The organism is Sphingopyxis sp. OAS728, from assembly GCF_014873485.1.
Taxonomy (GTDB): Bacteria; Pseudomonadota; Alphaproteobacteria; order Sphingomonadales; family Sphingomonadaceae; genus Sphingopyxis.
The window spans coordinates 1,633,428-1,652,820 of sequence record NZ_JADBDT010000001.1 but is presented as its reverse complement, the minus strand read 5'-3'; the positions used below and the strand labels follow the sequence as shown (position 1 = coordinate 1,652,820).

Sequence of the window (19,393 nt, the reverse complement as noted above, 5' to 3'; positions counted from 1 at the left end):
AGCGGCGCCCGCCCTGTCGATCAAAATTTAACCGTCGGCGCCTGGTTCGCGTTCGGCGTGATCGCCTTGTACGGCGTCATCGGCTGCGCGCCATGGACGATCTTGGCACCGATGATGTCGGGGAAGGTGCGGATCGTCGTGTTATAATCCTGCACCGCGGCATTATAGTCCTGGACCGAAATGTTGATCCGGTTTTCGGTGCCCTCGAGCTGCGTCATCAGGTCGGCGAAGCGCGCCTGGCTCTTGAGGTCGGGATATTGTTCGACGGTGACGAGCAGGCGGCCGAGCGCGCCCGACACATTGCCCTGCGCCTGCTGGAACGCCTGCACCTTCGCGGGATCGTTGAGGTCGTCGGTGCTGAGCTTGACCTGCGTCGCCGAAGCGCGCGCCTGGATCACGCCTTCCAGCGTCGACTGTTCGATCTTCGAAGCGCCCTTGGCAGTTTCGACAAGGTTGGGGATCAGGTCGGCGCGGCGTTGGTAGGCGGCCTCGACATTCGCCCACTTGGCCTTGGCGGCTTCTTCCTTGGTCGGAACGCTGTTGATGCCGCAGGCGGACAGGCTCATCGCGGCGACAGGCAGGATCAACCAGCGAGCGGAACGATAGGTCATAGTCAAAAACTCCCTCCGGCGGCGTTTTGCCGCAACAATACACATAATAGGAAGCTGCTTGCCTTTGTGCAATCGTCGCGGCACCTTTCGCGGCACGGCTCAACAATCCGGGGTACGACAAGATGCTGAGTGAATTCAGGGAATTTATCGCCCGCGGCAATGTGATCGACCTCGCGGTCGGCGTGATCATCGGCGGCGCCTTCGCGACGATCACCAAGTCGCTGACCGAGGATATCATCATGCCCGTCGTCGGCGCGATCTTTGGCGGGGTCGATTTCTCGAACATGTTCATCCTGCTGGGCGAGGTGCCCGCGGGCGTGTCGCCGACCGATTATGCCAAGCTGAAAGAAGCCGGGGTCGCGATGTTCGGCTATGGCGCCTTCATCACCGCGACGATCAATTTCCTGATTCTGGCCTGGATCATCTTCCTGCTGGTCAAGGCGGTAAACAAGGTCGTGCGCAAGGAACCCGACGCGCCCGCGGGGCCGAGCGAGGTCGATATCCTCACCGAAATCCGCGACGAATTGCGAAAGAAATAAGGGAGTTGAGCCTGTTACGGGACGAATAGCCCGCCTGCGCTCTTTCCAAGTGCGGGCGGGCTTCCTATATAAGTCGTGCCGGTTTCGGCCGGCTATGAGGATAAATGGTGTCGTGGAATAGACACAGCGGACCCGGGGGCAGTACCCGGCGGCTCCACCACAAACCCGCGTTTCTTGATGGGCGCGCGGGTTTCTGACGGGGCCGAACCAGGATCGACGTGTGTTCAAAGACGATGTTTTCTTCCGGGCTGAGTAACCCGTTAAAGGCTCAAAACCAATAGGTGCTAACGATAACGAAGCACTCGCTCTGGCTGCCTAACCGATAAGCCTCACGGCCTAAGGTTAGACAAATAGAACGCGGTTCGGACCGAACCGGGCAACAGAATCGGATACCAGCGGCTGGGGACGAGCCGGGCAACAGAATCGTCCCACCTTCCCCAAAATTCTCAGTGTGCGCCTTCGCAATGGCGATGGTCGCCGAGCGCCTCGATCACCCGGCAGTCGGCGGCGACGCCGCCGCGGCAGCGCCCGACGATACGGGCGAGCTCGTCGCGGAGCAGGGTCAATTGCGCAATTTTCGCCTCGACCTGTTCCAGATGCGCGGTCGCGATCCGGTCGGCCTCGCCGCAGTCGCGTGCCGGATCGTCCGACAGGTCGAGCAGCGAGCGGATTTCCTCGATCGTAAAGCCAAGGTCGCGCGAGTGGCGCACGAAGCTGAGGCGCGAGCGGTGCGCATCGCCATAGCTGCGATAATTGGCCGCGGTACGATCGGGCGCGGGGAGCAGCCCGATGCGCTCATAATAGCGGATGGTTTCGATATTGGTCCCGGTCGCCCGCGACAGTTCGCCGATTTTCATCGCTTGACCCTGTAGTTGCTACAGGGTGCATATAGGGTGCCGACTCGAAGATAACAGGAGCTTTCGACGTGGCCGATCAATGCTGTGCCGGCAAAAGCGGCAAGACCGCGCTGGGTGACCCCAAGTGGCGGCGCATCCTGTGGATCGCGCTGCTGATCAACGCCGCGATGTTCGGCGTCGAGATCGTCGCGGGCGTTGCGGCGGACTCGCGCGCGCTTCAAGCCGACGCGCTCGATTTTCTTGGCGACAGCGCCAATTACGCGATCAGCCTCGGCGTTGCGGGCATGGCGCTCGCATGGCGCGCGCGGGCTGCTTTGCTGAAGGCGGGGACGATGCTCGTCTTCGGCCTGTGGGTCTTTGGATCGGCGGTGTGGGGTTTCGTCACCGGATCGGCGCCGCATGCCGAAACGATGGGGCTGATCGGGGCGCTCGCGCTTGCCGCCAATGTCGCGGTCGCGCTGATGCTCTATCGTTATCGCACCGGCGACGCGAATATGCGCTCGGTCTGGATCTGCTCGCGTAACGATGCGATCGGCAATATCGCGGTGATGGGTGCCGCGCTGGGTGTGTTCGGCACTGGGCGGAGCTGGCCCGACCTCGCAGTCGCGGCGATCATGGCCGGGCTCGCGATCTGGGGCAGCGCCGAAGTGTTCCGGCAAGCGCGCGGCGAACTTGCCGCCACGCCCGCGGGAGAGGCCGCCTAGGCGGCGGCCGCGGAAGGCGCGGTTCCAGCGTCGACGAACTGGCTAGAGATTTAGAATTAGAAGAGAAATAGATCAGGGCAGAGGCAATTGGATATTGTCTCTCCCGGAAATTTTGCCCATTCAATACATATGATCCTGCCGCTTTCGGGTGCGAAAACGTGGGGTTTTGATGGTTTTGAGAGGGCGAATGCGAAAAACCGGGAAGCATTGGCCGCTCACCATCGTCCTTGCCGGCGGGCTTGCCGCTTGCGCCCCGGCAACCCTGCGGACGGCGCCGCAGCCCGGCATAGCCCTGCCCGAACAATGGTCGGGCGACGCGCAAGCGCTTCCCGCCGACACTGCACGATATTGGACCCGGCTGAACGACCCGCTGGTCGACCGCCATGTCGAGCGTGCGCTCGCCAATAATCGCGACATTGCGCAGGCAGCGGCCCGCGTGGCGCAGGCGCGTGCCGGGGTGCGCGCCGCGCGCGCCAGCTTCCTGCCGCAGGTTGACGCGTCGGGCGGCATAAGGCGCAACGTCGGCGATCTCGCCGACGACCGGCTGCAATTCTCGCTTGGCGCGGACGCGCAGTGGGAAATCGACCTGTTCGGGCGGATCGGTAACAATGTCGCGGCGTCGCGCGCCGACCTTGCGGCGGCGGGCTATGGCCTTGCCGACCTCAGGCGGTTGATCGCGGGGCAGGTGGCGCAGGTGACGGTGTCGGCGCGCGCGCTGGCGGTGCAGCGCGCGATCGCGCGCGAGACGCTGGCGATCCAGGACGAAAATCTGCAAATCGCGCGCTGGCGCTTGCAGGCCGGCCTCGTGTCCAGTCTCGACGTCGAGCAGGCCGCCGCACAGCGCGCGCAGACGGCCGCGAGCATCCCCGGGCTCGAACGCGATTTCGCGCAGGCGGCGAACACGATTTCGACGCTGATCGGCGAACCGCCCGGCGCGGTGCGCGCCGCGCTGGAGGCCGATGCGCGCCCGATCCCTATCCCGCCCGAAGCCGCCGGGCTCGACACACCCGCGGCGATCCTGCGGGGCCGCCCCGATGTGCGCCAGGCCGAAGCGGCGCTGCTCGCCGACACCGCGCGCATCGGCGTCGCGCGCGCGCAGTTGCTGCCGCTGGTGCGGCTGACGGGCAATATCGGGACCTCGTCCTTCGGGATCGGCAATCTGTTCGACGTCGTCACCGGCGGGCTGTTCGCCGGGGTCAGTCAGCTGATCTTCGACGGCGGGCGCGCCCGCGCGCAGGTTGCCGGCGCGGAGACCGCGGCGCAAGCGTCGCTCGCGGCGTGGGAGCAGGCGATCCTTGGTGCGCTCGAGGATGTCGAAAGCGCATCGGCCGCGTTGACGGCGGCGCGCGAGCGGGTCCTGCTTTTCGGCACGGCGCTCGAGGCCGCGAACAATGCCGCCGTGCTCGCGCGCAGCCAATATCAGTCGGGGTTGATCGATTTCCAGACCTTGCTCACGGCCGAGAGTCAGTTGCTCGGCGCGCGCAACGCGCTCGCCGCGAGCGAGGCCGAGCGTGCCAATGCCTTTATCGTGCTGAACCAGGCGCTCGGCGGCGGCGCGATCGATATGAATATGGGTCCGGACGGAGGAATGACAGAATGACCGAAGCCGCGACCGATGCGCAGCAACTCGACGAATTCCTCGGCGCCAAGCCGCAGCCGCGCTGGCGGCGCTGGATGAAATATTGGCTGCCGGCTCTGCTGGTGCTTGTGGTGCTGCTCGGCGTCGCGACTTGCTCGCGCGGCAGCGGTGAGCCCGAATATATCACCGAAAAGGTCGCCGAGCGATCGCTGGTGCTCAGTGTGACCGCGACGGGCAATCTGCGCCCGACCAACCAGGTCGAGGTCGGGTCCGAAGTATCGGGCAAGATCGACCATATCTATGTCGATGTGAACGACCGCGTGACGCGGGGGCAGGTGCTGGCACAGATCAATACCGACGTGATCGAGGATCAGATCACGCAGGCGCAGGCCAACCTGAACGCCGCGCGCGCGCAGGTGGCGCAGGCGCAGGCGACGCTCGACGTCGACCGCGCGCAACTCGCACGGCTCGAGGATGTCTATCGCATTTCGGGCGGCAAGGTGCCGTCGCGGGTCGAGTTCGATCAGGCCAAGGGGGCGGTCAAACGCGACGTCGCGGCCGTTGCGGCGGCGAATGCAAATGTTCGCGCGGTCGAGGCGCAACTGTCGACGGCCGTCACCAATCGCAACCGCGCGGTGATCCGCTCGCCCGTGTCGGGCGTCGTGCTCGCGCGGCAGGTCGAACCGGGGCAGACCGTCGCGGCGAGCTTCAACACGCCGACGCTCTTCATCCTCGCCGAGGATCTGTCCGCCATGCAGCTTCGCGTCGAAATCGACGAAGCCGATGTCGGGCAGGTGCGCGAGGGGCAGGGGGCGAGCTTTACCGTCGACGCCTATCCGGGTCGCCGCTTCCCCGCGCGCGTCGAGCGCGTCGACCAAGCATCGAGCAACACCGCCTCGCAGGCAAGCCAGCAGGCGGCAACGGCGGCAGCGAGCGCCAATGCCGTGGTCAGCTATGAGGCGCGGCTCGCCGTCGCCAATGCCGAGGGCGTTTTGAGACCGGGGATGACCGCCACCGCGACGATCGCGACCGGCAGCACGGGCAAGCAGCTTCTCGTTCCCAACGGCGCGCTGCGCTTCCAACCCGACGCGAAGGAAAAGGGCGAGGCGAGCGTGCTCAATCCCGAGATCGGGCTCGAGCAGAATGAACAGCGCGCAACGATCGGGGCGGGCAGCCGGCAGCGCGTTTGGGTGTTGCAGGCGGACGGCAAGCTCAAGCCCATCGACGTCGTCACCGGCGAGAGCGACGGGCGCCTGACCGCGGTAACGTCGAAGCAATTGCGCGCGGGCATGAAGGTCGTGACGGGCAAGGCGGCCGCACCCAAGTGACCGGCGAGCCGTCCTCGACGCCGCTGATCGAGCTCGAAGGGATCACCAAGACCTTCGGCAAGGGCGAGGCGGCTTTCCAGGCGCTGAAGGGCGTCGACATGCGCGTCGAGCGCGGCGATTTCGTCGCGGTGATGGGGCCGTCGGGATCGGGCAAGTCGACGACGATGAACGTCCTCGGCTGCCTCGACGTGCCGACGAGCGGCATCTTCCGCTTTCGCGGGGTCGAGGTACAGGCGCTCGATCGCGACCAGCGCAGCCTGCTGCGCCGCCGCTATCTCGGCTTTGTGTTCCAGGGCTTCAACCTGCTCGCGCGCACGTCGGCGGTCGAAAATGTCGAACTGCCTTTGCTTTATCGCGGCGAGAAGAAGGCGGTGCGCCATGCCGCCGCGATGCGCGCGCTCGATCAGGTCGGGCTCGCGCCATGGGCCGATCACACCCCCGCCGAACTGTCGGGCGGCCAGCAACAGCGCGTCGCGATCGCGCGCGCGCTCGTCACCGAGCCCGCGGTGCTGCTCGCCGACGAGCCGACGGGCAATCTCGATACCGAACGCTCGATCGAGATCATGCAATTGCTCACCCGATTGAATGGCGAAGGCATCACCATCCTGATGGTCACGCACGAAGAGGAAATGGCCGCGTTCGCGCGCACCGTGGTGCGGTTCCGCGACGGGCTGGTCGAAAGCGTCGAGCATCGCGCCCGCGCGGTCGCCGGGGAGGCCGGCTGATGCTCGGCATGTTCGGCGCGACTTTGCTGCTCGCCTTCCGCGAAATCCGGCGGCACCTGCTGCGCTCTTTCCTGACGACGCTGGGGATCATCATCGGCGTCGCGGCGGTGATCACGATGGTGACGCTGGGCAATGGCGTCACCGCGTCAATCCAGAGCCAGATATCCTCGCTGGGATCGAATGTGCTGATCGTCTTTCCGGTCCGCGGCGACCGCGGCGCGCCGCGCCCGTTCAAGCAGGACGATATCGACGCGGTGCGTAGCCAGATTGCCGGGGTCGAGGATGTGTCGGGCAGCGTATCGTCGAGCGCCACCGCCTTCCACAACGGCCAGAGCTGGCAGACGAGCGTGCAGGGCGTCGAAAATGCCTTTCTCCGCGCGCGGTCGGTCGAGGTCGAGCAGGGGCGGAGCTTCTCGGCCGAGGAAGAGAGCGCGGGCAAGAGCGTGTGCCTGATCGGGCCGAAGGTAAGGCAGGCGATTTTCGTGGCGGGCGCGAGCCCGCTCGGCGCGAAAGTCCGCCTCGACAATGTTTCGTGTACCGTGGTCGGCCTGCTGAAGGAACGCGGCGAGGGCGGCGGCCCCGACCAGGATAGCGACAATGTCGTGATGATGCCGCTGAAGACCGTGCAGCGGCGCTTCAGTGGCAACGATGACCTGCAATATTTCGTGATCAAATATGACGGCGCCTATGCGAGCACGACGATCCAGGCCTCGCTCGTCGCGCTGCTGCGCGAACGGCGGCTGCTTCAGGGGACCGCCGCCAACGACTTCAACGTCGTCGACACCGCGCAGGTCAATCAGGCGCTGGGCGCGGCGACCGGGGCGCTGACCGCGATGGTGGCGGTGATCGCTGGGATCAGCCTGCTCGTCGGCGGAATCGGGATCATGAATATCATGCTCGTGTCGGTCACCGAGCGGACGCGCGAGATCGGCATTCGCCTCGCCATCGGTGCGCTCGCGCGCGAGGTGCAGCTTCAATTCCTGACCGAGGCCGTGGTGCTTTGCTGCTTTGGCGGGGTCGTCGGCATCGCGCTCGCCTTCCTGCTGTCATGGGGCATGGCCGGGGTGATCGACGTCCCCTTCCTGTTCAACCCGCTGGTCAACGCGCTGAGCTTCCTCTTCTCGGCGTTGATGGGGATTACCTTCGGCTTTTATCCCGCGCGCCGGGCGTCGAAGCTCGACCCGATCGACGCGCTGCGGCACGAATAGCGGCGCTTCAGCTTCGTTTCGTGAGCCACCGGCTCGCCGCGAGCGCCAGAAAGCCGACGACCAGCCCCCAGAAGGCCGAACCCAGGCCGAGCAGCGTCAGCCCCGATCCGGTGGCGAGGAAGGTCAGGATTGCGGGATCGCGGTCGGACTTCGCCACCATCATCGACTCCATCGCGCCGAGCAGTGCGGGGATTAGCGCAATGCCGGTCAGCGCCGCGATGACGGTGGGCGGCAGCGCGAGAAAGAGGCGCACGAGCAGCGGTGAGAAGATCGCGAGCAGCAGGTAGAAGCCCGCGTAGAGCATCCCCACCGTCCACCGCTTCGCGCGGTCGGGGTGTGCCTCCTCGGCGGTGCAGATCGCCGCCGTGATTGCCGCGAGGTTGAGGCCGTGCGCGCCGAACGGCGCCGCCGCGAGCCAGGCGAGGGCGCTGCCGACGATCAGCGGGCGCGGCTGCGGCGCATAACCCGCGCCGCGCAGCACGACGAGACCGGGCAGATTCTGCGATACCAGTGTCACGAGGAACAGCGGCACGCCGACGCTGAGGATGGCGCGCGCGTCGAAAGTCGGAACCACAGGCAATAACGTGCCGAAGGTCGCGCCTTGCGGCAGCGGCCCGATATCGCCGCGCGCCAGCGTGAGCACCATGCCCGCCGCGAGCGCGAGGAGCAGCGCATAGAGCGGTAGTCGTGCCCGCGCGGCGACGAAGACGGCAACGAGCAACGCGACAAGCAACGGATCGGCTGCGCCGAGGGCGAACAGCTTGAGGCAGAAGGGCAGGAGCACGCCCGCGAGCATCGCCGACGCGATCGACGCGGGGATGCGCTCGGCGAGCCGCCCGAGCAGCGGCACGATGCCGAGCAGGATCATCATCAACGCCGCCGACAGGAAGATGCCGATCGCGACGGGCCACGACAGGCCGGGCGCCGCGGCGGCGAGCAGGGCGGCGCCGGGGGTCGACCAGGCGAGCACGACGGGCATGCGCAGCCGCCACGACAGCGCCGCACCGGCGACCGCGATGCCGAGGCACAAAGCGGTGACCGCCGACCCCGTCTGGTCGCCCGACGCGCCAAGATTGCGCATCGCCTGCACGACGAGCGCGATCGTCCCGCCAAAGCCGACGAGCGCGGCGATCAGCGCCGACGACCAAGCCGGGATGGGGGGCAGGCTACGCAGCATGGTTTCGTGTTTCAGACGGCCGGCGCGGCAGTGTCGCGATCGGGGGCGAGCTGCCGGCTATAGAGCCAACCGATGCCGATCAGGCTGAAGCCGAGCGCAACGAACGAGCCGATCCGCGCGAGCCCTTCGAGCCCCGAGGCGTCGAACAGGAAGACCTTGCCCGCCGCGCCGATCATCAGCACTAGCGAGGCGATACGCCAGTCGTGGCGCTTCGCCCTTATGCCCCACAACAGGAAGCCCAGCGCGAGCGCGAGGATGAGGATCGAGCGCAGGATATTTTCCGCGTCGGTGACACCCGGCTGCGCGAGCAGCGATCCATGGAAGGCTTGGCGAAGCGTCGCCCATGCAAAGCCCGCCACGAGGAGCATCGTCGCAATCTGGATCGCGCGGTCGAGCCCCTCCGGCGTCTTGGCGAAAAGCGCCGGGAGTCGTGTCAGGCCGAGCCATGGCAGCAGGAAGAGCGGGACGAGGAGGTTGACGACCGGCCATGCGCCGACTGCCTGCGCCGACCACAAGGGATTGTGCAGGATGAGGCCGTAGAAGAGCGCATGCGCGGTGCCGGCGACGATCAGCGGACGCGCGATGCCGGTCAGCCCGCGCCCCATCGCGAACCAGCCAGCGCCGATCAACAACGCTTCCCAGATCAGCCGCTGGAGGATGCCCGTCGCGACGAAGTCGCCACCCGCCACCGCCGCAAAGCCGATGCGATAGAGCGAATGGAGGGCGATTCCCGCGACAATCGCGGTGAGGCTGATGGCAGCGATCCACAGCCAGCGCGGGAGCGCTCCGCGTACCAGCCAGAGCGGTATCGCGAACAGCAGCGCGGGGAGCAGCAGTCGCAGCAATAGCGGTTCGATCGTGAGTAGCGCCGCGTCGAATTGCATGGGCACACCCACGAGCGATAACGTCGCTTTCGTCGACCAAATGGCAATCGGCAGCGCCGCCCATGCGAGGCTGAGCGCCGCAAAGCTGGCCGCCGCGCTATCGACGCGGCCCAAGGGAATTCGCCGCGCGGCAAGAAGCGCCGCCGCCCCGCCGAGCGCCGGAACGAGCATCAACGCGTTCGCCGGCAAGACCTGTGCGAATGCGCCATATGCGAACAAGGCCGTGGCGATCTGGCCGAGCCGGCGCACGATGGCGCCGTCACTGCGCACGGCAAAGAGGAGAGCGGCGGCCGCGAGGCCGACCCAGCGGGTAATCGCCATGCCGTCGGCGCCATCCGCGCCTTCGACCAGCCGCGGCAGTTCGTCCAAAGCGCGCGGTGTCGCGACGAGCGCGACGAGCGCCGCGCCGACGAATCCGGCTGCGACGCGTTCGATGCGCGGGTCGAGCGCGGCCTTCCCGAAGAAGAGGAGCGCGGCGGCCACCGCCGCGATGCCAAGCGGCGCCAGCCAGCCGGGAATGACGAGGAGAATGGCGAGCGCGAGCAGCGCGCCCGCTGTCGCCGCCAGCCAAGCGACGCGGCTGTCCTTTGTCCGCCCTTCGACCTTCCAGCCGCGGCCGATGGCGGTCGCGGTCAGCAGCGCGCCGCCCAGCGCGACCAGCGCGAGTGCCCCGTCGGCGACGCCCCAGAAATGCCATTTCGTCAGCGGCGCGGCCGCAAGCGCGATCACGCAAAGCTCGAGCGTCTGACGCAGGCTTCTGGGGGTTTCCCACATCCGCATCAGAAGCGGCAGCGCGTGGATGACCAGCAGCGACAGCCCGATCAGGCCGAACCAGAAGGGCGTCGGATCGGGCCAGGCGACGAGCAATGCGAGCGAAAGCAGCAGGCTGATCGTCGGAACGATCGCGAAATCGCGTTCGCGCCAGGCCAGCCATTGCCCCGCGGCGGCGATCAGGATGAACAGGCCCCAATGCAGCGGCGCGAAGCCGCCATAGCCGACGAGCAGCGCCAGCTGGAACGCGCCGACAGCCGCAGAAGCCGTGCGCAACAATGTCGAGCGTGGCCCCTCGAACGCCATCATCGGCAGCGCGATGGCGAGAAGAAGGACGAAGCCCCCGATCGAGAGCGACGCGACGACATCGAGCGCCGTGCTCGCGAGGACCATCCACAGCCCCCAGCCGATCCCGCCGATCAGCGCCGCAAGCGCGAGCCACGGCCAACGCCGCGCGCGCGCGACCCCGGCGAGCCCGGCGATCGTCAGCGCGAGATAGACCGCGAGCAGCGGGATGTTGGGCTCGACCGCGCCGACCATCGCGGGCGCGGCGAGCCCGCCGGCGAGACCGAGCAGTGCGCTCGGCGGCCCGAAGCGGAGCGACAGGCCGAGCGCCGCGGCGGTGACGAGCGCGAGTGCCAGAAATGCGAGCAGCGGCCCGATCAGTTGATAGACATTCGCCGCGACCATGATCGCCGCGTAGAGCGTCGCGATGCCGGCGCCCGCGAGCGCCTGCGGCACGCGCACGTCGCGCAATTTTTCTTCGTTGCGCCAAGCATATTCGGCGCCGCCGATCAGGCCGAGGCCGAACAACAAGCCCGCGACGATCTGAACGCCCGGCGTGAAGACGCGTGCAAAGAAGCCGGCATCGATCGCATAGCGGACGATCAGGACGCCGGCGATCGCGAGCGTGAGCCCGCCGGCCCAGATCGGCAGCGTCTTTCCGAACAGATTTTCGAAGCGCGACGCGAGGCTGGGCGGCGGTCCGGACGGCACGGGCGTCGGTGCCGGTTTCGGGGAGGGGGCGGCAGTCACCGCTGGAGAAGGCGGTGCTTCGACGGTGTCCGGCGTCTCCTCGGGATGGGAAGACAGCGCGGCGAGTGGCGGCGCATCGGTCGCGATAGCGGGCCTGCGCGGTGCGGCAGCGGCGACATCGGGGACATCGCGGACTTCCGCCGCCATCTCTGTAGTAACTTTATTCTCGGGGACGCGCGGCGCTTCCCCGCGCTGCAATGCGCCGATCCGTTTCGCCGCCTCCATCAACGTCGCCTCGGCCCGCTTCAGCCGGCTGCGCGTGTCCATCAACAGGACGAGCAAAATGACGATGGCAAGAAATGCGAGGAAGTCGAACACGTTGATCCCTTCAACTGGCCTCGTAGCAGGTGGCGGCCGCAATTTCGATCCGTTTGCTGCGGCAACGGAATTTGGTCGTGCCGACCTAGAGCGGTAGTTCGGTCGTCGCCTTGATTTCGGACAGCGCCACCGTCGAGTTGATTTCCTGCACCCCCGGCAATTTGCTCAGCTGGTCGAAGAAGAAGCGTTCATAGGCGTCGATGTCCCTGGCGACGATGCGCAGCATGAAATCGGTGGTGCCCATCAGTACATAGGCGTCGAGCACCTCGGGGAACCCCCGGATCGCCGCGCTGAATTCGTCGAGGTTGGCGCGGCCGTGGGCGTCGAGCTTTACCTGCGCAAAGACATGCGCGTTGAGCCCCACCTTGCGCCGGTCGATGATCGCGACGCGCTTCTTGATGAACCCCTCGCGTTCGAGCCGGTCGATACGGCGCCAGCATGGCGAGACCGACAGCCCGACGCGCTCGGCGATCTCGGCCGTCGTCTGATTCGCGTCGCGCTGCAATTCGCGGAGAATCTTTATCTCGAATGGGTCAAGATCGGTCATTTTGACCTGATATCGACATTTTTGGGAATAGGATATGCAAAAATTGGGTCGTTCGGCCGATAATCGAGCAAGATTGTCCAAGGCGGAAATGCGACAACTCGGCCTCAATCAAAGGAGGGTTGTTCATGGTTGTCCGTCTTGCCCGTCTGGCGCCGCCGCTTGAGTGCGTGCGTCTTTATGACCTCGAAGCGGGGCTCGACGGGTTTATTGCGATCCATTCGACCGCATTGGGCCCGGGGGCAGGGGGCTGCCGCCTCTGGTCCTACCACGACATGAAGCAGGCGCTGGGCGATGCCGTGCGGCTTGCCGAGGGCATGAGTTACAAGAATGCGCTCGCCGGTTTGCCGCTCGGCGGCGCCAAGGCGGTGCTGCGGCGTCCCGAAGGCGAGTTCGATCGCGTGGCCTTGTTTCGCGCGTTCGGCCGCGCGGTCGAAAATCTGGGCGGCATGTATGTGACCGCCGAGGATGTCGGTACGTCGGTCGAGGACATGCAGGAGGTCGCTTCGGTCTCGCGCCATGTTGCCGGCCTGCCCGCGGTGGCAGGACGCGCGGGGGGCGATCCTTCGCCATGGACCGCCAAGGGCGTGTTCGAAGCGATGCAGGTCGCGGCAGAATTTGCGCTGGGACGCGATCTCGCTGGCCTGACGGTGGCGGTGCAGGGCACCGGCAATGTCGGCGCCGACCTTTGCCGCCGCCTTGCGGCCGCCGGTGCGCGGCTCGTGATCGCCGACGTCAACCCGGCGCGCCGTGACCGGCTGCAGGCGGTGCATGGCGCCGAGGTGGTCGACGTTGCCGACATCGCGTCGGTCGACGCCGACATCTTCGCCCCCTGTGCGCTTGGCGGCGCGCTCGACCGCGAGACGGTCGGCAAGCTCAAGGCAAAGCTCGTCTGCGGTGCGGCGAACAACCAGCTCGCGACGCCCGACGTGGCGGCGCTGCTGATGGAGCGGGGGATCACTTATGCCCCCGACTATGTCGTCAACGCAGGCGGGATCATCAATGTGTCGGCCGAATATCTGGGTGAGGATGAGGGCGACGTGAAGCTTCGTGTCGCCGAGATCGCGCCGCGGGTCGGCGCGCTGCTCGAACGCGCGGCGCGCGAAGGCCGCTCGCCCGCGCTTGTCGCCGACGAGATGGCCGAAGAGGTGATTGCGGGCGCGCAGCGCGAGGCGGCGTGATGCACCGGTTCCACGTCGACGCGATCCTCGATCCGCAATCGCTGCCGCGCGTCGCCAATTTTTTCGCGCAGCGCTCGATCGTGCCGAGCGCGATGGCGATGGAGGTCCTGCCGACGCATATGCGGATCGACGTGACCGTCGTCGGGCTTCCGCCGGGCCAGGCGGAAATCATCGCGGCGAAGCTCGGCGAAGTGGTCGCGGTGATGAAGAGCGAACTGGAATGCGCCGCCGAATTGGTGGCCGCAGCCTGAATGGCGGCCCGTAGCGAACGGAGCCAAGCTCAGCTACGGGCCGCAACAGTATCTCTACTGCTTTGGTAGAGTGACATCGGGGCGGAGGCTTGGCTAGACTGCGGTGGTTCGAAACAGCGCAGCAACCACTCGATTCATCGCCCGATATGCCATTGCAGCAAAAGACCAGAACCGGACTCATCATCCGCCACGTGCCCCACGAAGGGATCGCCGGATATCGCGAGCCGATCGAGGCCGCGGGATATGAGCTCGCGCGCATCGATGTCTCCGATCCGGGTTTCGGCGCGGTCGACCTCGGCGAGCCCGACCTGCTCATCATGATGGGCGGACCGATGGGGGTTTACGAGCAGGACGCGCATCCGTGGATCGCGTGCCAGATGAAGCGGCTCGCGCGCCGGATCGATGCGGGGCGGCCGACGCTGGGCGTGTGCTTCGGTGCGCAGATGGTGGCGGCGGCGATGGGTGCGCGCGTCTATCCGGGGCCCGCGAAGGAGGTCGGATTCCATCCGCTGAGTTTTGTCGACACCACTTCGCCGCTGCGCCACCTGGCCGACGTGCCCGTGCTCCACTGGCATGGTGACACCTTCGACCTCCCCGACGATGTCGAACTATTGGCATCGACCCCGGCCTATCCGCATCAGGCGTTCCGGCGCGGCTCCAATATTCTCGCGCTGCAATTCCACGGCGAAATGGGCCTCGACCCGCGGTTCGACGAATGGCTGCGGCAATGGCCCGACGCCCTCACCGAAACGGGCGGCAGCGTCGAGGGCATGCGCGACCTCCACAGCCGGCATGGCCCGCCTGCGGTCGTCGCCGGCCGCGCGATGATCGCCGAATGGCTCGCCGGCCTCTCCTGACCCGCAGCTTTTCTTTCGCCATCGCAACGAAGCACCCGCTTGCCTCGCCCGCACGCGCGTGCGAGGGGCGCGCCACGGGAGGCGACAGGAGACGAAAGCGATGCATTTCGACGTGGTGATTGTGGGCGCCGGCCATGGCGGCGCGCAGGTTGCAATCATGCTGCGCACGCAGAAATTCACTGGCACGATTGCGATCATCGGCGACGAGCCCGAGCTTCCCTATGAGCGCCCGCCCTTGTCGAAAGAATATTTCGCGGGCGAAAAGGAATTCGAACGCATCCAGCTGCGCCCCGCGAAATATTGGGACGAGCGCGAGGTGACGATGTTGCTCGGCAAGCGCGTCGTGTCGGTCGATCCGGCCGCGCACAATGTCACCACCGATAGCGGCGAGACGATCGGCTATGGCAAGCTCGTCTGGGCGACCGGCGGTCATCCGCGCATGCTGCCGATCCCCGGCGGCGACCTTCCCGGCGTGCAGGGCGTGCGCACGCGCGCCGATGCCGATGCGATGAAGGCAGCGTCCGAAACTGCTGGCCAGATCGTCGTGATCGGCGGCGGCTATATCGGACTCGAGGCGGCGGCGGTGCTGCGCAAGGCGGGCAAGAAGGTCGTGCTGCTTGAGGCGCAAAACCGCGTGCTTGCGCGCGTGGCGGGCCACGAGCTGTCGCGTTTTTATGAGCAGGAGCATCGCGATCACGGCGTCGACTTGCGCCTCGACGTCGATGTCGCGGCCATCGAGGGTGACACGCGTGTCACCGGCGTCCGCCTGTCGGACGGCGAAGTGATTCCTGCCGACCTCGTTATCGTCGGCATCGGCATCGTGCCGGCGGTCGAACCGCTGATTGCGGCGGGCGCCGAAGGCGGCAACGGCGTGCTCGTCGACGCGCTCTGCAAGACCAGCCTTCCCGACATTTATGCGATCGGCGACTGCGCCGCGCATGAGAATCATTTTGCCGAGGGCGTCGTCATCCGGCTGGAATCGGTGCAGAATGCCAATGACCAGGCGAATGTCGTCGCCAAGGGCATTGTCGGCGACGAAGCGCCTTACCATGCGATCCCGTGGTTCTGGTCGAACCAATATGATCTGAAGCTCCAGACCGCAGGCCTCTCGACCGGCCACGACCGCGCGGTGATGCGCGGCGATCCCGCGACGCGCAGCTTCTCGGTGGTCTATCTCAAAGACGGCAAGGTCATTGCGATCGACTGCGTCAATGCGACCAAGGATTATGTCCAGGGCCGCATGATCGTTACCGCGGGACTTCGGGCGACGGCGGAGCAACTCGCCGACACCGAAACGCCGCTGAAGGCGCTGCTCCCTGCCTGACGGCTCACCAGCGGATCGTTACCCCGACCGTGCCGCCGTAGCGCCGGCTGCGCGGCCCGTCGGCGTCGAAGGCGTAATCGCCCTTGAGATGCACCGCGACGCTGTCGCCGAGGCGCGCGATCAGCCCGGCGCCGACCTCAGCCTCGGTCCGGCCGAGGTCGGTGCGGATCGGATCGATGCCGAAGCGCGTCGACTGGTCGCCCGAAAAACCGTGCCATAGGCTCGCGTGCAGATAGGGTTGGAAGCCGCCATATTCGCCCTGGAGGCGCAGCCCGGCGCGGCCGGTCAGGACGTCGCCGGTGGCGAAGTCGATCGTCGAGAAGGCGTCGGCGCGGTCGTCGAGCTTCACCTGTTGCCACAAGAGCTGCGCCTGCGGTTCGAGCGTCCAGCTATCCGACAGCGCAATCGGATATCCGGCCTCGAGCGACGCCGTCCAGCCGGTGCCGTCGACGTCGATCGCCATGCCCGAACTGGCGGCGGAAGTGCCGTCGAACCAGCTGTGCATCGCCACCAGGTCGATATACCAGCCGCTTGTCCCGACCAGCGTCGCGTAACCGGCCAGGCTCGTCGCCTTGACGTCGATCTGGCCGACCGTCAGGTCGTTCCAGCCGAGCGCGCCGCCGCGGATGGTGCCATCGGTCGACGAGCGCCCGACGAAGGCGCCGAGGCGGATGTTCGTCCCGCCTTCCTCGCCCCATCCGGCGAAATCCTGTCCGATCTGGAAGCCGCTGAGGTCGCCATCGAGCGAGGGCGCGACGTCGCCGTCCCACTTGATGTCGCTATTCTCGGCAAAGACGCGGCCCCATGTCGCGGGCAGCACGCCGCCGCCGCGCAGCAACGCCTGTTCGCCGCGGCGTTCGTGGAACGTGCCGAGCGTCGCGCTGGCGAGATGATGCGCGACCGGAACCGCCGCGGCAAAGGCTGCGACCTCGGGCCGGAAGAGCGGAATGGCTTCACCGGCCTCGGCAACCGCGGGCGTTGCACCGGGCGTTGGCGGTTCGGCCGCCGGGTCGGGGGTTGGCGGAGGAAGTGGCGCGGGTTCGGCCGGCGGTTCGGGGGGCGGCGGCGGAGCCTCGGGCGCGGGCGCCGGGGGCGGTTCGGGCGTCGGTGCCGGCGGCGGATCGGTGATGGTCACAGGCGGCGCGGGGTCGACCGGGTCGGGATCGACCGGCGTCGGCTCGGGCGGCGGCGGCGGGGGATCGGGCACGGGCGGCGGCGGGGGTGCCGGCGGCTCGGGCGGTAGGGGTTCGGGCGCCGGTGCCGGTGGCGGCGGGGTCAGGACCGGCGGTGCGGGCGCGGGGGCGGGTGGCGGGGGCGCCGCGGGGGCCGGCGGGGGCGGCAGGGTCGAGCGCAGATACCAATTCTGCCCCGTTCCGGCCGAAACGCCGCCGCGGAACAGGAAATATTCATAAGCCCCCACCGCGACGCGGCTGTTGAGCGCGAAGGCGCCGCTCGCGGTCGTGGCGCCATTCAGCGCCTCGACGATCAGGATGCCGTTCTGGGCGGTGGCTGCACCCGTACCTCCGGCATTAAGCACGGTGACCCCCGTCGTTCCCGACGCGCTGCCACCGTCGATCACGAGCTTGTCGGAGGCCGAGTTATCGCCTCCGAGTACGGTGTCGATGAGCAACAGCCCGTCGTCGCCGACATAGTCTCCGCGCACCGTGAAGCTGTCGCCCGGCATGTTGCCGCCATTGGTCAGGTCGATCCGTCCGGCGTTGACCAGCGTCGCGCGCTGCCCCGCGGTAAAGGCCGCGATCCCGCCCTGAAGACCGCCGCCGAAGATCGTGCTCGATGCGTCGAGTTCGAAACGGCCGGTGCCCGTTCCCGCGTCCCCCAGCGTCAGGAAACCGTCGAACGTCAGTTCGCTATCGTCGGTCGCGCGGATGAGTTCCCAACCGTCGAAGCGCGCGATACCGCCCGTCGTGACATTGTCGAAGACTAGCGTATCGGAGCCGTCGCCGCCGGTGATCCGCGGCGACCGGCCGAGATGCGCGGCGGTGAGGTCGGCGAGCCGCGCGCTGTCATTGTCGCCGCCGAGGTCGACCGTGCCGTGCACCACCCCGCCGCCATCCCAGTTGAAGCTGTCGGTGCCGACGCTCAGCAGCACGTCGCCGCCGACCGATCCGCCGGTGATCGTCACGCTGTCGGTCCCGCCCGACACGCTGATATTGCCGCCGATCGTTCCGCCCGACAGGATGATCGTGTCGTTGCCGAATCCGGTAACAAGGTTGCGATCGATGATGCCGCCCGACATGTCGAAGAGGTTGTCGGCGAGCTTCATGTTGACGCGGCCGATGCGCCCAGCGGTCATGCGCGCATTATCGCCGTCGTCGAACGCGTCGACGATGCGACCGCCCGACATCAGGAAGGTATCGAACGCGCCGCCCTGGTTGAGGACATTGATCTCGCCGCCGGTCATGACGAAATCGTCGATGCCTTCGCCTTGCTGCACCTGCCCGGTAACCGTCCCGCCACCGATCCGGAAACGGTCGTCGCCATTGCCCTGATCGACCGCGCCTTCGATGCGGCCCGCGTCCATCTCGACCGCATCGGTCCCGCCGCCGAAGGTAACATTGCCGGCAATGGTACCCGTCCCACCGGCCGGGAGCGAAAGCTGGTTGTTGCCCCCCGTATCGGTCAGGCCGCCGGGCGACGTCCCGCTCGCGCAGACATGGCTGTCGTTACCCGCGGTGGGCGTGAAGACGCATTGGGCGAGGGTGGGGGAGGCTTGGCCGAGCGCAAAGACCGCGACCGACGACAACAGAATGGGCTTATGGATGCTTTTCGGGGGCACAGGACATCACTCCCTTTCGGGTCGAGAGCCCCCCTCTCGCAGAAGCTTATAAAGTGAATGTTGCCAAATTACTAAGCATCTAAAGTAATGGACGGCTCGTCGCCCAATGCCCGTTTCAGCGTTGCCTTGATATTACGCAGCAGCCGGCGCAGCGCGATGATGACGATGACGGCGGCGACCGCTAGCAGGATCGCGATGACGATCGCCAGCGGCGGATAGGCGATGGCGAGCGCGAGCAGGCCGCCCGTTGCGACATCTTCGCCGGTCGAAACCACGGCATTGCTGAACGGTTCGGGGCTGACGTTGACGACCGCGCGCGTCGTGGCCTTGGCGCCGTGGCTGAGCAAGGCGCCGCCGCCACCGAGCAGGAAGGCGATGACCTGCCACGCCGGATCCGAGCTATCGACCAGGGCCAGCGCCAGCAGCGCGCCGCCGAGCGGACGGATGATGCTGTGGACCGTGTCCCAGACCGAATCGACCCACGCGATCTTGTCGGCGAGGAACTCGGCGATCGTGCCGACGGCAGCGACGCCGAGCACCCATGGATTGGCGAGCACCTGCAGGGCCGCGAGATGGTCGGGAAGCGGCAACCAGCCGAAATGCATCGCGATGCCGGTCGCCAATATGGTCAGGTAGAGCCGCCAGCCGGCAAGGAGGCTGAGGCTGCCCGCGACGCCCAAAATCTCGACGATGCCCAATGTCC

At 67.0% G+C, this 19,393-nt stretch carries 17 protein-coding genes and 1 other RNA gene; 11 read left to right on the top strand and 7 right to left on the bottom strand.

Annotation, left to right across the window (positions count from 1 at the left end; all coding sequences use genetic code 11):
- Nucleotides 1–20 precede the first annotated feature (20 nt).
- A complete protein-coding gene (locus GGC65_RS07730; RefSeq protein WP_413052721.1) occupies nucleotides 21–617 on the bottom strand; it encodes a LemA family protein in 597 nt (198 codons plus the stop codon).
- A gap of 116 nt (nucleotides 618–733) precedes the next feature.
- On the opposite strand from GGC65_RS07730, the gene mscL reads away from it, so the two are divergent.
- Together mscL and ssrA are read left to right on the top strand one after the other, a co-directional pair.
- On the top strand, nucleotides 734–1,150 hold the full coding sequence (gene mscL / locus GGC65_RS07725) for a large conductance mechanosensitive channel protein MscL (protein WP_192646622.1): 417 nt from the start codon (nucleotides 734–736) through the stop codon (nucleotides 1,148–1,150).
- A gap of 38 nt (nucleotides 1,151–1,188) precedes the next feature.
- Nucleotides 1,189–1,544, top strand: a transfer-messenger RNA (tmRNA) gene (gene ssrA / locus GGC65_RS07720).
- Nucleotides 1,545–1,596: 52 nt separating this feature from the next.
- Here ssrA and GGC65_RS07715 read toward each other — a convergent pair.
- Nucleotides 1,597–2,007: a MerR family transcriptional regulator gene (locus GGC65_RS07715; protein ID WP_192646621.1), complete on the bottom strand. Its 411-nt coding sequence runs from the start codon at nucleotides 2,005–2,007 to the stop codon at nucleotides 1,597–1,599.
- 68 nt (nucleotides 2,008–2,075) lie between these two features.
- On the opposite strand from GGC65_RS07715, the gene GGC65_RS07710 reads away from it, so the two are divergent.
- The 5 genes from GGC65_RS07710 (at nucleotide 2,076) to GGC65_RS07690 (ending at nucleotide 7,551) form a co-directional block, all read left to right on the top strand.
- Entirely contained in the window at nucleotides 2,076–2,711 is a 636-nt protein-coding gene (locus tag GGC65_RS07710) for a cation transporter (protein ID WP_192646620.1), read from the top strand.
- 187 nt (nucleotides 2,712–2,898) lie between these two features.
- A complete protein-coding gene (locus GGC65_RS07705) occupies nucleotides 2,899–4,311 on the top strand; it encodes an efflux transporter outer membrane subunit (protein WP_192646619.1) in 1,413 nt (470 codons plus the stop codon).
- Entirely contained in the window at nucleotides 4,308–5,618 is a 1,311-nt protein-coding gene (locus GGC65_RS07700; RefSeq protein WP_192646618.1) for an efflux RND transporter periplasmic adaptor subunit, read from the top strand. The genes GGC65_RS07705 and GGC65_RS07700 overlap by 4 nt, the downstream gene beginning before the upstream one ends.
- On the top strand, nucleotides 5,615–6,343 hold the full coding sequence (locus GGC65_RS07695) for an ABC transporter ATP-binding protein (RefSeq protein ID WP_192646617.1): 729 nt from the start codon (nucleotides 5,615–5,617) through the stop codon (nucleotides 6,341–6,343). The genes GGC65_RS07700 and GGC65_RS07695 overlap by 4 nt, the downstream gene beginning before the upstream one ends.
- A gap of 8 nt (nucleotides 6,344–6,351) precedes the next feature.
- Nucleotides 6,352–7,551, top strand: coding sequence for an ABC transporter permease (locus tag GGC65_RS07690; protein ID WP_192649440.1), 1,200 nt, complete (start codon nucleotides 6,352–6,354; stop codon nucleotides 7,549–7,551).
- A 7-nt stretch (nucleotides 7,552–7,558) separates the two neighbouring features.
- Here the strand turns inward: GGC65_RS07690 and GGC65_RS07685 are convergent, their stop codons facing one another.
- The 3 genes from GGC65_RS07685 to GGC65_RS07675 all read right to left on the bottom strand — a co-directional run bounded on the left by GGC65_RS07685 (nucleotide 7,559) and on the right by GGC65_RS07675 (nucleotide 12,283).
- On the bottom strand, nucleotides 7,559–8,728 hold the full coding sequence (locus tag GGC65_RS07685) for a benzoate/H(+) symporter BenE family transporter (protein ID WP_192646616.1): 1,170 nt from the start codon (nucleotides 8,726–8,728) through the stop codon (nucleotides 7,559–7,561).
- Between the two features lie 11 nt (nucleotides 8,729–8,739).
- Nucleotides 8,740–11,736: a DUF2339 domain-containing protein gene (locus GGC65_RS07680; RefSeq protein WP_192646615.1), complete on the bottom strand. Its 2,997-nt coding sequence runs from the start codon at nucleotides 11,734–11,736 to the stop codon at nucleotides 8,740–8,742.
- Nucleotides 11,737–11,821: 85 nt separating this feature from the next.
- The gene (locus GGC65_RS07675; protein ID WP_192646614.1) at nucleotides 11,822–12,283 is read right to left on the bottom strand and encodes an Lrp/AsnC family transcriptional regulator; all 462 of its coding nucleotides are present in this window, start codon (nucleotides 12,281–12,283) and stop codon (nucleotides 11,822–11,824) included.
- Nucleotides 12,284–12,408: 125 nt separating this feature from the next.
- Here GGC65_RS07675 and GGC65_RS07670 point away from each other — a divergent pair, with 125 nt between their 5' ends.
- The 4 genes from GGC65_RS07670 (at nucleotide 12,409) to GGC65_RS07655 (ending at nucleotide 15,893) form a co-directional block, all read left to right on the top strand.
- Nucleotides 12,409–13,461 (top strand): Leu/Phe/Val dehydrogenase, encoded by a 1,053-nt coding sequence (locus tag GGC65_RS07670; protein ID WP_192646613.1) that lies wholly within the window; start codon nucleotides 12,409–12,411, stop codon nucleotides 13,459–13,461.
- The gene (locus GGC65_RS07665; protein WP_192646612.1) at nucleotides 13,461–13,712 is read left to right on the top strand and encodes a hypothetical protein; all 252 of its coding nucleotides are present in this window, start codon (nucleotides 13,461–13,463) and stop codon (nucleotides 13,710–13,712) included. The genes GGC65_RS07670 and GGC65_RS07665 overlap by 1 nt, the downstream gene beginning before the upstream one ends.
- Nucleotides 13,713–13,858: 146 nt before the next feature.
- Complete coding sequence (locus tag GGC65_RS07660; RefSeq protein WP_192646611.1) at nucleotides 13,859–14,569, top strand: glutamine amidotransferase; 711 nt, start codon at nucleotides 13,859–13,861, stop codon at nucleotides 14,567–14,569.
- A gap of 100 nt (nucleotides 14,570–14,669) precedes the next feature.
- Nucleotides 14,670–15,893, top strand: a complete 1,224-nt coding sequence (locus GGC65_RS07655) for an NAD(P)/FAD-dependent oxidoreductase (RefSeq protein ID WP_192646610.1) — start codon at nucleotides 14,670–14,672, stop codon at nucleotides 15,891–15,893.
- A gap of 4 nt (nucleotides 15,894–15,897) precedes the next feature.
- Here the strand turns inward: GGC65_RS07655 and GGC65_RS07650 are convergent, their stop codons facing one another.
- Nucleotides 15,898–18,690, bottom strand: a complete 2,793-nt coding sequence (locus tag GGC65_RS07650) for an autotransporter outer membrane beta-barrel domain-containing protein (protein ID WP_192646609.1) — start codon at nucleotides 18,688–18,690, stop codon at nucleotides 15,898–15,900.
- Between the two features lie 71 nt (nucleotides 18,691–18,761).
- The gene (locus GGC65_RS07645) at nucleotides 18,762–19,388 is read right to left on the bottom strand and encodes a DUF4126 domain-containing protein (RefSeq protein ID WP_192649439.1); all 627 of its coding nucleotides are present in this window, start codon (nucleotides 19,386–19,388) and stop codon (nucleotides 18,762–18,764) included.
- Nucleotides 19,389–19,393 lie beyond the last annotated feature (5 nt).